The sequence below is a fragment of the Streptomyces sp. CB02009 genome (assembly GCF_001905825.1).
Taxonomy (GTDB): Bacteria; Actinomycetota; Actinomycetes; order Streptomycetales; family Streptomycetaceae; genus Streptomyces.
This window is the reverse complement of the sequence record NZ_LIVV01000002.1, coordinates 1-11,299: the sequence shown is the minus strand read 5'-3', so window position 1 is coordinate 11,299 and position 11,299 is coordinate 1. Positions and strand designations below refer to the sequence as shown.

Sequence of the window (11,299 nt, the reverse complement as noted above, 5' to 3'; positions counted from 1 at the left end):
ACTCTCCGATATGCTCGGGCCATGACCGAGCCGACCCCCGAGAGAGCCGACGCAGCCCGCAACCGCCGCAAGATCCTCGACGTCGCCGCCCGCATCGTGGCCGCCGACGGCGCGGCCGATCTCTCCCTCGACGCCGTGGCCAAGGCCGCCGACGTCGGTGTCGGCACCGTCTACCGCCGCTTCGGCGACCGGGCCGGACTCGTCTTCGCCCTCCTGGAGGACCGCGAGCGCCGGTTCCGCGAGACGCTGTGCGGCCCCCCGCCGCTGGGTCCCGGAGCACCTCCCCTGGAGCGGGCCCGCGCCTTCCTGCACGCCCTCGTCGACCTCGTGGTCGAGCAGCGCGAGCTGCTGCTGCTCGCCGAGGCCAGCGCCCCGGCCGCCCGCTACGCGAGCGCTCCGTACGGCGCCCAGCACGCCCACCTCGCCGGGCTCCTCGCCGAGCTGGCCCCGGACCGCGACGGCACCTTCCTCGCCGACGCGCTGCTCGCCCCCTTCACGCCCAGCCTGATCGCGTACCAGCTCGACGAACGGAGCCTGGGCACCGACCGGATCAAGGCCGGCCTCGACGACCTGCTCCGCGGGCTCGCGCCCGGCTCCTGACGCCCCGGCCGCGAATCGATCCCTCCTCGAGCCCTGCGCGACCGCCTCCCGCCACCGTGGGCAGGACTGTGCGCAAGGCCGAAAAGGAGGCATCGACGATGCTGGACAATCTGCCCCCACACCCGGAGCCGTCCCGCGACACCGGGGTCGCGATGAGCGCCGTGCGCGCCGCCGAGGTGGCGGGCCGCCTCGCCGCCGAGACCGAGAGCCTGCGGCGGCTCCACCCCGAGGCGATGCGGGCCGTGCTCGACGCCGGCTTCGCCCGCCACTTCGTCCCCGTCGAACACGGCGGCCGAGCGGGGAACTTCGAGGAGCTGACCCGCGCCGTCGTCACCCTCGGCGAGTCGTGCACCGCCACCGCCTGGTGCGCCTCGCTCGCGGCGAACCTCGCCCGGATGGCCGCCTACCTGCCCGCCCAGGGCCGCAAGGACGTGTGGGACGAGGGGCCCGACACCCTCGTCGTCGGCTCCCTCTCCCCCTTCGGGACCGCCCAGCGCGCGCCGGGCGGCTACCGGCTGACCGGCCGCTGGCCGTACATCAGCGGTGTCGACTTCGCGGACTGGGCGCTGCTGTGCGGCACCCTCACCGGCGACGGGGCGCCGGTGCCGCTGGTCTTCGCCGTGCCCCGCGCCGAGTTCGAGGTCGTCGAGAGCTGGGACAGCGTCGGCATGAGCGGCACCGGCAGCAACACCGTCGCCGTCGACCGGCTCCTCGTGCCGGCGGAGCGCACCTTCCTCCGCGCCGACCTGCTCTCGGGCCGGCCCACGGACTCCGAGGCCCCCTGTCACACCGTGCCCCTGGAGGCGGCGAACGGGCTGTCCTTCGCCGCCCCGCTGCTCGGCGCGGCCCGTGGCACCCAGCGGGCCTGGACGGAGCACGTGGCGGCGAAGACGGCGGCGCTGGCCGGCCGGACCGGAGCCCCGGGTCCCAGCCGCGCGTCGTACGCCGACACCCTCGCCCGTTCGGTCGCCGAGATCGACTCCGCGCAGCTGCTGCTCGAACGCTGCGCCGCCGTCGCCGACCGGGGAGCGGCGGTGACCCGTCTGGAACGGACCCGGAACCTGCGCGACTGCGCGTACGCGGTGGAACTGCTCGTCTCCGCCGTCGACCGGTTCTTCCGCACGGCCGGGACGAGCGGTCAGCTCACCGACCGGCCGATCCAGCGTTTCTGGCGGGACGTCAACTCCGGTTCGACGCACATCGCGCTGCAGTTCGAGGCGGCGGCGGGAGCGTACGCGGAGCAGCGGCTGTGAGCAGCACGAGCAGCAGGCCGTCCGCCGCGGCGTAACCGCCCTCCAGCAGCGGCAGCCCCGCGGCGCCTCCCGGTGCGGCGGGGCTGCCGGGCGATGGCGACGACCCGGTCGGCGGAGACGGCGGCGGCGCCCCGGCCGCGGCGTACGGCCGGCCGCTCGCCCCCTCGGCGGCCGGCCGCACCCCGACCGGCCGGACGGTGACCGCCGAGCGCTCCGGGTGGAACCGGACCTCGGCGGAGTGGAAGCCCAGCGGGACGCGCGCCAGCGGATACCAGGCCTTGTACGCCGCCTCCTTGGCGCAGAACAGCAGCGTGTCCCACGGCAGGCCGGGGACGGACGGCAGCGCGGCGAGACCGGCGTGCTCCGCCGGGAGGGCGATCCGCCGCAGCACTCCCGGACGCAGCGCGACGGCCGGCTCGGCGTCGATGCCGAGCGCGGCCGTCGCACCTGCCGGACCCACGACCGCCGCGCGGTAGCCCGCGCGGTGGGTGATGCTGCCGACGACCCCGGCCGGCCAGAGCGGCTCGCCCCGGCCGCCCCGCAGCAGCGGGCCGGGGGCGGCGCCGAGTCCGAGGAGCGCCCGGCGGGCGCACCTCCGCGCGGCGGCGAACTCGGTCCAGCGCGCGCCGACGACGCCCTCGGCGAGCTGCTCGTCCTCCTCCGCGTACAGCCAGGGCTGCGGCCCGGGACCGAGCTCCTCGGCCCCGGCCGCCCAGGGGGGCAGCAGACCGGCCAGCGGCCCCGGACCACCGGCCGGAGCGGGTGGGCCCGCGGTGTTCACGCGTAGCAGGTGGGCAGCACACCGCCGTTGAACTCCACCAGCTCCCCGAAGATCCCCACCACGTCGAGCGGGCTGCCCAGGGGTTCGCCGGCCAGCTCCGCGTACGCCCGGTGGAGGTTCCCGACCAGCCGCTCCGGGTCCTGCCAGTGGCCGAACGGTCCGGGGCCGTGCTCCCGCGCGGTCTGCAGCGGGGTCAGTCCCCGGGCCCTGCCCTGCTCCGCGATCCTGCGGACCCGGCGCAGGTACTCCGCCGTCTCGCGCAGCACCTCGGGACCGGAGACCGGGCCGTGGCCGCCGACGATCGCCTGCGGGGCGAGTTCGCCGATCCGGTCGAGGGTGCGCAGGCTGCCCTCGATCGAGCCCATCAGGACGAACGGCGTGCAGCCGGGCATGACGACGTCGCCGGCGAAGAGGACCCGCTCACGGGCCAGCCACACGAGGGTGTCGTTGGTGGTGTGCGCCGGGCCCGGGTGGAACAGCTCGGCCTCGCGCCCTTCCCCCAGGTGGAGGGTGAGCCTGTCCCGATAGGTGAGGTGGGGCAGGGTCACCGACACGTCGCCCCAGTGCACCCCGGGCCACAGGCCGGTGAGGCCGAGACCGGCGGCGGCGGCCTCGTCGCGCAGCCGCTCGTGGGCGACGACGGCCGCCCGGCCGTCGCCGACGACGGCGTTCCCGAAGGTGTGGTCGCCGTGGAAGTGGGTGTTGACCAGGAGGCGGACGGGCGCCGTTGTGAGCGCGCCGACGGCCGCGCGCAGTGCGCGCGCCCGGTCCTCGGTGGCCGTGGTGTCGACCACGGTGACCCCGTCGTCGCCGATCAGCACCCCGGAGTTGCTCACGCACCAGCCGCCGTCGGGCTGGATGTACGCGTACACGCCGGGGGCGAGTTCCTCGGTACGGGGCGGCCCCGGGGCCGCGGCGGGCTCCTCGGTACGGGGCGGCCCCGGCGGCGCGGCGGGCGCCGACCGGTCCGGGGCCGCCCCGGGCAGGGTCTCCGTCACCGGACGGCCTGCCCGAGGCTCTCGACGTGCCGCCGCGCCTCACCGAGGGTGCGGCGGCTGTTGCCGCCGAGGGCGTCGCGGACCAGTCGGCGGGCCGACTCCAGGGTGGTGCCGGGGCCGAAGACCCCTTCCAGCGCGCCGGGGTCGAGCGCCACCTGGTGGCGGGCGGTCACCAGGGTGCCCGCCGGGGTTTCCTCGAAGAGCCACTCGCCGGTGTGGCCGAGCAGCCCGCGGGGCACGGTGGTCTGCTTGTAGACGATCCTGCGGTCGGCGAAGCAGAGCCGTACGGACTGGGTGGCGTGCACCGAACCGTCGGCGCCCTTCGTCTTCATGTCCATGGTCTGCACCTCGACCTCGGTGCCGGCCGGGGACTCGGGCGCGGTCTCCACGTCGAGCGCGGCCACGTGCGGCAGCCGGGCGGGCCACAGGTCGGCGCGGTAGAGGAAGTCGTACACCTCGCTCACCGGGCCGTCGACGAGCAGGGTGTCGCTGAAGGAGAAGATCAGCTCCTCGGGGGCCTGCGGGCGCTCGGCCCAGGCCTTGACCGCCGCGATCTCCTCCTTGCTGTTGTGGTCGAGCGCCGCCTCGATGCGGTCGCCGACCTCCTGGCCGCCCTCGGTCGCCCACGCGTGGTGCAGCGCGAGCCGGTGCGTTGCCGCGGGGCTGCCGGGCTCCGCGCCGAAGGACCAGTGACCGCTCATCCGGACGATCGGGGCCGCGGGCTCCTGCTGGGCGAAGTCCACCCGCAGCGCGGCCGGATCGAGGGTGCGGCGCGAGGTCCAGCTGCGCACTCCGCTGCCGACCACCGCCCACAGCCGGATGCGCTCGTCGGTGGCGCCCAGGCCCGCGAAGGGGCGCGGCGGCGTCCCGGCGGTGGAGGGCGAGGCGGGCTCCTCACCGGCGACGGAGGGTGCGGAGGGCTCGGCGGAAGGCGCGGCGGGCTCGGCTGCCCGCGCCGCCTCCGCCGGGGCCGCGTCGAGCACCTGCGACCAGATGCACGGCGAGAAGAGCAGCGGCCAGTGCAGCACGTCCGCGACGAGCCGGTAGGCGTTCTCCGGCGGGGCGTCCAGGTCGGCCGTGTGCACGGCGGAACGGGCGTCGGGTCCGGGCATGGGGGCTCCCATCAGTAGTTCCCCAGTCCGCCGCAGACGTTGAGCGCCTGCGCGGTGATGGCGGCGGCGGTGTCCGAGACGAGGTAGCCGACGAGCCCGGCGACCTCTTCCGGTTCGGTGTAGCGGCCGAGCGGGATCTTGGCCTCGAAGCGCTCCAGGACGGCTTCCTCCGTGGTGTCCCAGATCTGCGCGTAGTGGCGGCGGACGTTCGCGGCCATCGGGGTCTCGACGTACCCCGGGCAGACGGCGTTGACCGTGATGCCGCTCTTGGCGAGCTCCAGGCCGAGGGCCTTGGTGAAGCCGACGACGGCGTGCTTGGACGCCGAGTACGGGGCGCCGAAGACGACTCCCTGCTTGCCGCCGGTGGAGGCGATGCTGATGATCCGGCCGCTGGACAGCTCGCGCATCCGGCCGGTGGTGAGGACCTGCTTCGTCACCAGGAACACGCTGTTGAGGTTCGTGTCGATGACGTCGTACCAGAGCTGGTCGGGGATCTCCGCGGTGACACCGCCGCCGCTGCGGCCGGCGTTGTTCACCAGGACCTCGACCGGGCCGTACCGCTCGACGGCGGCCGCCACCCAGTCGCGCACGCTCTCCGGCGAGGTCACGTCGCACGCGGCGCCGTCCGCCTCGTAGCCGCGGCCGCGCAGGTCCTTGACGGTGTCGGCGACGGCGGACGCGTCGCGGGCGCAGAGGAAGACCGGGTGCCCGCGCTCGGCGAGCACCGAGGCGACCGAGAGGCCGATGCCCCGGGTGGCTCCGGTGACGAGGGCGACACCGCGTCCGCCGGGTGCTGATGTGGTCATGGCTGCTGCTCCTCGTACGGGGAGAGAGAAAGGGAGGTGGGGGGAGGCGGGGGCAGAGGAAGGACGGAGGGGGGAGGCGACGCCGGCCCGCGTTCGGCGCGCCCGCCGCCGCGTTCCCGTCCGCACAGTCCGGGAACGCGGCGGCGGGCTTCACGCGGCCGCGACGGCCGCGCCGCGCCGGGCGTCACGCGGCGGTGGGGGTCACCACGTTGACGCGGTCGAGGAACTCGCGCGGCGTCACGATCGACGTGACCTCGTCGTCGGTGAGTTCGGCGCCGAAGCGCTGCCCGGCGAGGGCCGCCGCCTCCAGCAGGGCGAGGGAGTCGTAGCCGAGGTCGGTGAACGGGGTGTCGAGCGCGTCCGCCGCCAGGCCGGTCGTCTCGTCCTCCCCCGCGCACTCGGCGAGGATCTTCTTCAGGTCGTCGAAGGTCATCAGGCTCATGTCGGACCTCTCTGCGGTCTGGTCGGATCGGGAAACGGTCGGAACAGCGGAACGGTGGGGTGGTCCGGCGGATCGACGGGGGGGGGTGGTTCAGCGGGCGGAGCGCGGCGCGCGGACCACGACGGCCGCGTTGAAGCCGCCGTAACCGCGGGCGAGGACCAGGGCGGTCCGCACCCGCGCCTCGCGCGGCACGTCCCGCACCAGGTCGAGGCGGTGCCGGGCGACCGGGCGCTCGATGTGGAAGGTGGGCGGCAGGACGCCGTCGCGGATGGCCAGCAGGGCGGCCGCCACGTCCAGCGGGGGGCCGCCTCCGGTCAGCCGGCCGGTGAGGGTCTTGGGCGCGGTCACGGGCACCCCGTACGGCCCGAAGATCTCCTCGACGGCGGCGGCCTCGGCGTCGTCCAGTTCGGGGACGGCCGCCGCGTCGGCGAAGACCACGTCCACCTCGCCGGGGGTGACACCGGCCTGGTCGAGGGCGGTCCGGGCGGCGCGTCCGAGACCGGGCGGCCGGCCCGAGCCCGGCTTCGGGTCGAAGGTCGCCCCGTAGCCGGCGATCTCGCCGTACGCGGTGGCGCCGCGGGCGGCGGCGGAACCGGCGTCCTCCAGGACCAGGACGGCCCCGCCCTCGCCCGGCACGTACCCGGCGGCCCGGGTGTCGAAGGGCAGGTAGGCGGCGCGCGGATCGGTGGCGCGGGAGAGCCGTCCACTCGCGATGTGCGCGACCAGGCCCCACGGGTCGAGCGCGGACTCCACTCCCCCGGTGACGGAGAGGACGCCGCCGCCGCGCAGGGTGCGGCAGGCGTGCCCGATCGCGTCGAGGCCGCCGGCCTGCTCGCCGACCAGGACGCCGCTCGGACCGCGCAGCCCCTTGCGGATGGAGATCTGGCCGGTGTTGACCGCGTAGAACCAGGCGAAGGACTCGTAGACGCTGACCCGCTGGGGACCCTCCGTCCAGAGCTTGCGGATCTCCCGGTGGGTGAACTCGAAGCCGCCGGTGGCGTTGGAGGTGACGACCCCCATCCCGTACTCGGGCATCGCTTCGAGGTCCGCGCCGGACTCGGCGAGCGCGCGGTCGGCCGCGGTCAGCGCGAGCCGGGTCACCCGGTCCGTCTGGGGCAGCAGCCGGCCGGGCAGGTGCTCGGCGGCGTCGAAGCCGGTGATCCGGCCGACGAGGGTGGTGGGGTACGAGGAGGCGTCGTAGTCCTCCACGGTCCTGATCCCGTGCTCGCCGCTCAGGGTGGCCCGCCACCAGCTCTCGGTGTCGAGGCCGTTGGGGGCGATCACCCCGATGCCGGTGACGACGGGAGCGGACCGCTCCGCGCCGGTCGACGCGGCTGCCGTCGTGACGGTGTCGGTCGTGGCGGCGTCGGTCGTTGCGGCGTCGGTCGTGGTGGGAGCGCTCATCGGCCCGCCTCCTCGCGGGTGAGGACCATCGCGGACTGGAAGCCTCCGAAGCCGCTGCCCACGCTGAGGACGGCGTCGACCTTCCGCTCGCGCGCCTCGTTCGGCACGTAGTCGAGGTCGCACTCGGGGTCGGGTTCGTGCAGGTTGGCGGTGGGCGGGACCACTCCGTGCTCCATGGCGAGGGCGCAGGCAGCGATCTCGATGGAGCCGATCGCGCCGAGGGAGTGGCCGACCATCGACTTGATGGAACTGATCGGGACGTCGTACGCGTGGGCGCCCAGGGTCTCCTTGAACGCGCCTGTCTCGTGGCGGTCGTTCTGCTTGGTGCCGGAGCCGTGCGCGTTGACGTAGTCCACGCCCTGCGGGGCGAGCCGAGCCTCGTTCATGGCGTGCCGGATCGCCTCGGCCATCTCGCGGCCGTCGGCCTTGAGACCGGTCATGTGGTAAGCGTTGCAGCGCGTGGCGTAGCCGCCGATCACGCCGTAGATGTGCGCGCCCCGGGCCTTGGCGTGCTCGACCTCCTCCAGGACGAACATCGCGGCACCCTCGGCGAGGACGAAGCCGTTGCGCGTGCGGTCGAAGGGCCGCGAGGCGTGCTCCGGGTCGTCGTTGCGCGGCGTCGTCGCCTTGATCGCGTCGAAGCAGGCCGCGGCGATCGGCGAGATCGGGGTGTCTGCGGCGCCGGCGATCATCACGTCGGCGCTGCCCTCCGCGATCAGGTCGCGGGCGTAGCCCACGGAGTCGAGCCCCGAGGTGCAGCCGGTGGACACCACCGTCGCCGGGCCCTCGGCCCCGCACGCCCACGCGACCTCGGCCGCGAGCGAGCTCGGCACGAACGCGTCGTAGAGGTGCGGCGAGACGTATCCGCTGTCCACCTCCCACAACCGCCCGCTGTCGCTGAGCACGAGGTACTCGCGCTCCAGACCGGTCGTACCGCCGACCGCGCTGCCGACGCTGACCCCGACCCGGTGCGGGTCGAGTTCGGCGAAGTTCAGTCCGCTGTCGGCCAGGCACTCGTGGGCACTGACGACCGCGAACTGCGCGGCCCGGTCCATCCGCCGGATCTCTCGCGGCCCCAGACCGTGCCGCTCCGGCACGAAGTCCACCTCCGCCGCCACCTGGGAGCGAAAGCGCGAGGCGTCGAAGAAGGAGATGGTCCGCGTCGCCGTGCGTCCGGCTGTCAGCTGCTCCCAGAAGGCCTTCTTGCCCACACCTCCCGGTGCCACTACTCCGATGCCGGTGATGGCCACACGTCGGTTCACTGGACGAGCCCCCTCCTGAGTGGACGATGTCGACGACTGTGTGCGGGCGCCCTCAAAGCCCGCTCGAGTCCCGCTGGCGTGAACTGCACGGCCGGGCAGCCGACTTGGCGGGCCGGCCGCGGTACTCCCGCCCCCTCCAGCGCGGTTCCAGTCCCCGTCGAGGCGGCCCGGTGAGGCTGGGTCCGCCCCGCCGGGCCCGCCGGGTCCGGACGCCCGACCCGGGAGGCCGTGAAGTGATGTCCCGCCGCACCGTCCTGCTGCTGCCCGGCCAGGGCGCGCAGCGCGAACGCATGGCCGCCGGCCTGTACGAGGCGGTGCCGGAGTTCGCGGCGCCGATGGACTCCTTCCTCGCGGCCCTGGGGCCCGAGGGCGCCCGGCTGCGCGAGGAGTGGCTGCGGCCCGCGCCCAACCCGTCGCTCGACGACGCCCTGGTGTCGCAGCCCCTGCTGTTCGGGGTCGGATACGCGCTGGGCCGGTGCGTGACGGCGCTGAGCGGTCACGCACCCGACGTCCTGCTCGGCCACAGCGTCGGCGAACTGGCAGCGGCCGCCCTCGCCGGGGTGTTCTCTCCCGAGGACGCGGCGCAGGTCATGGCCGCCCGCCGCACGGCCCTCGCCGGCCGAACCGGCGGCGGCATGCTGGCCGTCGGCGCCGCCGTGGCCGACGTGGAGCCGCTGCTCACTCCGGGGGCGGCGGTCGCCGCGGTCAACGGACCGCGGCAGACGGTCCTCGCGGGACCCTCCGACGCCCTCGCCCGGACCTCCGAACGGCTCGCCGCGGCCGGAATGGTCGTCCGCGCGCTCCGCTCCGGGCACGCCTTCCACTCACCGTCCCTCGCCGGCGCAGCCGAGGCGTACGCGCGGGCGCTGTCCCACGTACCGCTGCGCGCCCCGGAAGGAGCGCTCCTCTCGACCCGTACGGCACGGTGGCTGCGCGAGGAGGAGGCGACCGATCCCGCGTTCTGGGCGGGGCAGTTGGCGCTTCCGGTGCTGTACTGGCCCGCGCTGCGGGCGCTGCTCGACGGCACGCCCGACGGACCGGGCACGGGTCTGGTCCTGCTCGACGCGAGCGCGGACCGCTCGCTGACCGCCCCCGCGCGCAGGCACCCGTCCGTCAGGTCCGGCGCGAGCGTGGTCGTCCCGCTGCTGGCCGGACCGGCCGGCGGCGACGACCCCGGCACGCTCGGGGAGGCACTGGACGTCCTGGCGAGCCACCGGGTCCGGACGCCGCCACACGTCCGGACCCGCGCGGCTCAGGCGACCGCGAGCTGATCGGAGACGTACGCGATGAGCGCGGCGGGCGTCTTCAGCTCGTCGAGCTTCTCGTCGGGGACGGTGACGGGGAAGTCGTCCTGGATGCGCACCACGATCTCGTAGACCGTGAGCGAGTCGTAGCCGAGGTCGGCGAACTCCGTGTCCAGGACGGACTCCTCGAGCGCGGCGGCCTCGGCGCCGTCGAAGCAGGCGTCCACGATGACGCGGAAGTCGGCGAGGGTGAAGGCGGCGGTCATGGACGGTCCTCCAGAGAATGGGTGACGACCGGTCGGGCGACCGGTCGGCGGTCAGAGGTGGGCGGCGGTCAGAGGTGGGCGGCGATCAGGGGTGGGCGGCGATCAGGGGTGGGCGCCGACCGGAGCGGGCGCCGATCAAGAGCGGGCGCCGACCGGCGCGAGTCACGGTCGCCGAACCCCCTCGAAGCGGGCTCGAACAGGGCTCGGACGGGCGGGGAGGACGGGGCGGCGGGGCGCGGAGGTCCGGGGACGGCGGGGCGAGGTGGTGCCTGCGGACGGGCGGCGAGCGACCGGGGGCCGGCGGGGCAGGGGCGGGCCCTGAGGCGAGCGGGGCGGGGGCGGGCCCGAGGGTGGGCTCAGCCGTCGCTCGATCACCTCTCTAGGCCGTCGGGGCACGCTCGGGGCCCACGTCGAGCACCGCACCCGAGGGAGCCCGCCCCATGGCCGAGACCGTGACCACGCCCGTGACCGCCGATGTGTACGTGGAGGTCCAGCAGTTCTACGCACGGCAGATGCGGCTGCTCGACGGCAACGACTTCGCGGGCTTCGGCGCCACGTTCACCGAGGACGCGGTGTTCACGCCCGCCGGTGTCGGCACCCTGGAGGGCCCCGCGTTGATCTCCAAGGCCGCCGAGGCGGCCGCGGGCCGCTTCGACGGCGGGCAGCCGCGCCACTGGTTCGACATGCTCACGGTGGAGAGCGGCGGCGACGCCGCCCTGCACACCGCCTACTACGCCGTCGTGAGCATCACCGCCGCCGACGGCTCCAACCGGCTGGAGCAGAGCGTCACCGTCCAGGACGTCCTGGTCCGCACCGAGGCCGGGCTCCGCACCGGATCCCGCGTCATCCGCCGCGACGACCACCGCGCCGCGGAGGCGGCCGCCTAGGAATCGCGCGTCTCCACCGTTCTCCCCACCCGCACCGCAGAAAGGCCCTCCGTGAGCTCCTCGCACCCTGCCCCCACCGCGAATGCCATGCGCCGTGCTTTGAAGCGGGCGCGGGACGGGGTTGCGCTTGATGTCGGTGAGGCGGCCGTGTTGTTGCGGGCGCGGGGGGATGATCTGGCGGATCTGGTGGCGTCGGCGGGGCGGGTGCGGGATGCCGGGCTTGCGGCGGCGGGGCGGCCGGGGG

Annotated in this window: 13 protein-coding genes; 5 read left to right on the top strand and 8 right to left on the bottom strand. The window is 75.1% G+C overall.

Annotation, left to right across the window (positions count from 1 at the left end; genetic code table 11):
• The first annotated feature begins 21 nt into the window (after positions 1 to 21).
• Positions 22 to 600 (top strand): TetR/AcrR family transcriptional regulator, encoded by a 579-nt coding sequence (locus AMK27_RS07470; protein WP_073904112.1) that lies wholly within the window; start codon positions 22 to 24, stop codon positions 598 to 600.
• Positions 601 to 698: 98 nt separating this feature from the next.
• The gene (locus tag AMK27_RS07465) at positions 699 to 1,853 is read left to right on the top strand and encodes an acyl-CoA dehydrogenase family protein (RefSeq protein WP_073904110.1); all 1,155 of its coding nucleotides are present in this window, start codon (positions 699 to 701) and stop codon (positions 1,851 to 1,853) included.
• Here the strand turns inward: AMK27_RS07465 and AMK27_RS07460 are convergent.
• From AMK27_RS07460 to AMK27_RS07430, 7 genes are all read right to left on the bottom strand, one after another.
• Positions 1,780 to 2,634: a 4'-phosphopantetheinyl transferase family protein gene (locus tag AMK27_RS07460; protein WP_241847377.1), complete on the bottom strand. Its 855-nt coding sequence runs from the start codon at positions 2,632 to 2,634 to the stop codon at positions 1,780 to 1,782. The two genes, AMK27_RS07465 and AMK27_RS07460, sit on opposite strands and share 74 nt — an antisense overlap.
• The gene (locus AMK27_RS07455) at positions 2,631 to 3,632 is read right to left on the bottom strand and encodes an MBL fold metallo-hydrolase (protein WP_338014292.1); all 1,002 of its coding nucleotides are present in this window, start codon (positions 3,630 to 3,632) and stop codon (positions 2,631 to 2,633) included. The genes AMK27_RS07460 and AMK27_RS07455 overlap by 4 nt, the downstream gene beginning before the upstream one ends.
• Positions 3,629 to 4,744 carry an aromatase/cyclase gene (locus tag AMK27_RS07450; RefSeq protein WP_158076909.1) on the bottom strand — a complete coding sequence of 372 codons (1,116 nt, stop codon included), beginning with the start codon at positions 4,742 to 4,744 and terminating at the stop codon, positions 3,629 to 3,631. Before AMK27_RS07450 ends, AMK27_RS07455 begins: the two co-directional genes overlap by 4 nt.
• A gap of 11 nt (positions 4,745 to 4,755) precedes the next feature.
• A complete protein-coding gene (locus tag AMK27_RS07445) occupies positions 4,756 to 5,550 on the bottom strand; it encodes an SDR family NAD(P)-dependent oxidoreductase (protein WP_073904106.1) in 795 nt (264 codons plus the stop codon).
• Between the two features lie 184 nt (positions 5,551 to 5,734).
• Positions 5,735 to 5,992: a phosphopantetheine-binding protein gene (locus AMK27_RS07440; protein WP_073904104.1), complete on the bottom strand. Its 258-nt coding sequence runs from the start codon at positions 5,990 to 5,992 to the stop codon at positions 5,735 to 5,737.
• Between the two features lie 90 nt (positions 5,993 to 6,082).
• Positions 6,083 to 7,396, bottom strand: a complete 1,314-nt coding sequence (locus tag AMK27_RS07435; RefSeq protein WP_079188282.1) for a ketosynthase chain-length factor — start codon at positions 7,394 to 7,396, stop codon at positions 6,083 to 6,085.
• A complete protein-coding gene (locus tag AMK27_RS07430; protein WP_073904102.1) occupies positions 7,393 to 8,658 on the bottom strand; it encodes a beta-ketoacyl-[acyl-carrier-protein] synthase family protein in 1,266 nt (421 codons plus the stop codon). Before AMK27_RS07430 ends, AMK27_RS07435 begins: the two co-directional genes overlap by 4 nt.
• A 236-nt stretch (positions 8,659 to 8,894) precedes the next feature.
• Between AMK27_RS07430 and AMK27_RS07425 the strand changes: the two genes are divergently transcribed.
• On the top strand, positions 8,895 to 9,929 hold the full coding sequence (locus tag AMK27_RS07425; RefSeq protein ID WP_073904100.1) for an acyltransferase domain-containing protein: 1,035 nt from the start codon (positions 8,895 to 8,897) through the stop codon (positions 9,927 to 9,929).
• Here the strand turns inward: AMK27_RS07425 and AMK27_RS07420 are convergent.
• A complete protein-coding gene (locus AMK27_RS07420; RefSeq protein ID WP_073904098.1) occupies positions 9,911 to 10,168 on the bottom strand; it encodes an acyl carrier protein in 258 nt (85 codons plus the stop codon). The two genes, AMK27_RS07425 and AMK27_RS07420, sit on opposite strands and share 19 nt — an antisense overlap.
• Positions 10,169 to 10,608: 440 nt before the next feature.
• Between AMK27_RS07420 and AMK27_RS07415 the strand changes: the two genes are divergently transcribed.
• Both AMK27_RS07415 and AMK27_RS43215 read left to right on the top strand, forming a co-directional pair.
• Positions 10,609 to 11,055 carry a nuclear transport factor 2 family protein gene (locus AMK27_RS07415; protein ID WP_073904083.1) on the top strand — a complete coding sequence of 149 codons (447 nt, stop codon included), beginning with the start codon at positions 10,609 to 10,611 and terminating at the stop codon, positions 11,053 to 11,055.
• Between the two features lie 51 nt (positions 11,056 to 11,106).
• A partial coding sequence (locus tag AMK27_RS43215) for a hypothetical protein (protein ID WP_143204832.1) occupies positions 11,107 to 11,299 on the top strand: 193 nt, incomplete at its 3' end.

Coding starts and splice junctions, on each gene's coding strand:
- AMK27_RS07470 (WP_073904112.1), top strand. CDS start 22: ATGACCGAGCCGACCCCCGAGAGAGCCGACGCAGCCCGCAACCGCCGC.
- AMK27_RS07465 (WP_073904110.1), top strand. CDS start 699: ATGCTGGACAATCTGCCCCCACACCCGGAGCCGTCCCGCGACACCGGG.
- AMK27_RS07450 (WP_158076909.1), bottom strand. CDS start 4,744: ATGCCCGGACCCGACGCCCGTTCCGCCGTGCACACGGCCGACCTGGAC.
- AMK27_RS07445 (WP_073904106.1), bottom strand. CDS start 5,550: ATGACCACATCAGCACCCGGCGGACGCGGTGTCGCCCTCGTCACCGGA.
- AMK27_RS07440 (WP_073904104.1), bottom strand. CDS start 5,992: ATGAGCCTGATGACCTTCGACGACCTGAAGAAGATCCTCGCCGAGTGC.
- AMK27_RS07435 (WP_079188282.1), bottom strand. CDS start 7,396: ATGAGCGCTCCCACCACGACCGACGCCGCAACGACCGACGCCGCCACG.
- AMK27_RS07425 (WP_073904100.1), top strand. CDS start 8,895: ATGTCCCGCCGCACCGTCCTGCTGCTGCCCGGCCAGGGCGCGCAGCGC.
- AMK27_RS07420 (WP_073904098.1), bottom strand. CDS start 10,168: ATGACCGCCGCCTTCACCCTCGCCGACTTCCGCGTCATCGTGGACGCC.
- AMK27_RS07415 (WP_073904083.1), top strand. CDS start 10,609: ATGGCCGAGACCGTGACCACGCCCGTGACCGCCGATGTGTACGTGGAG.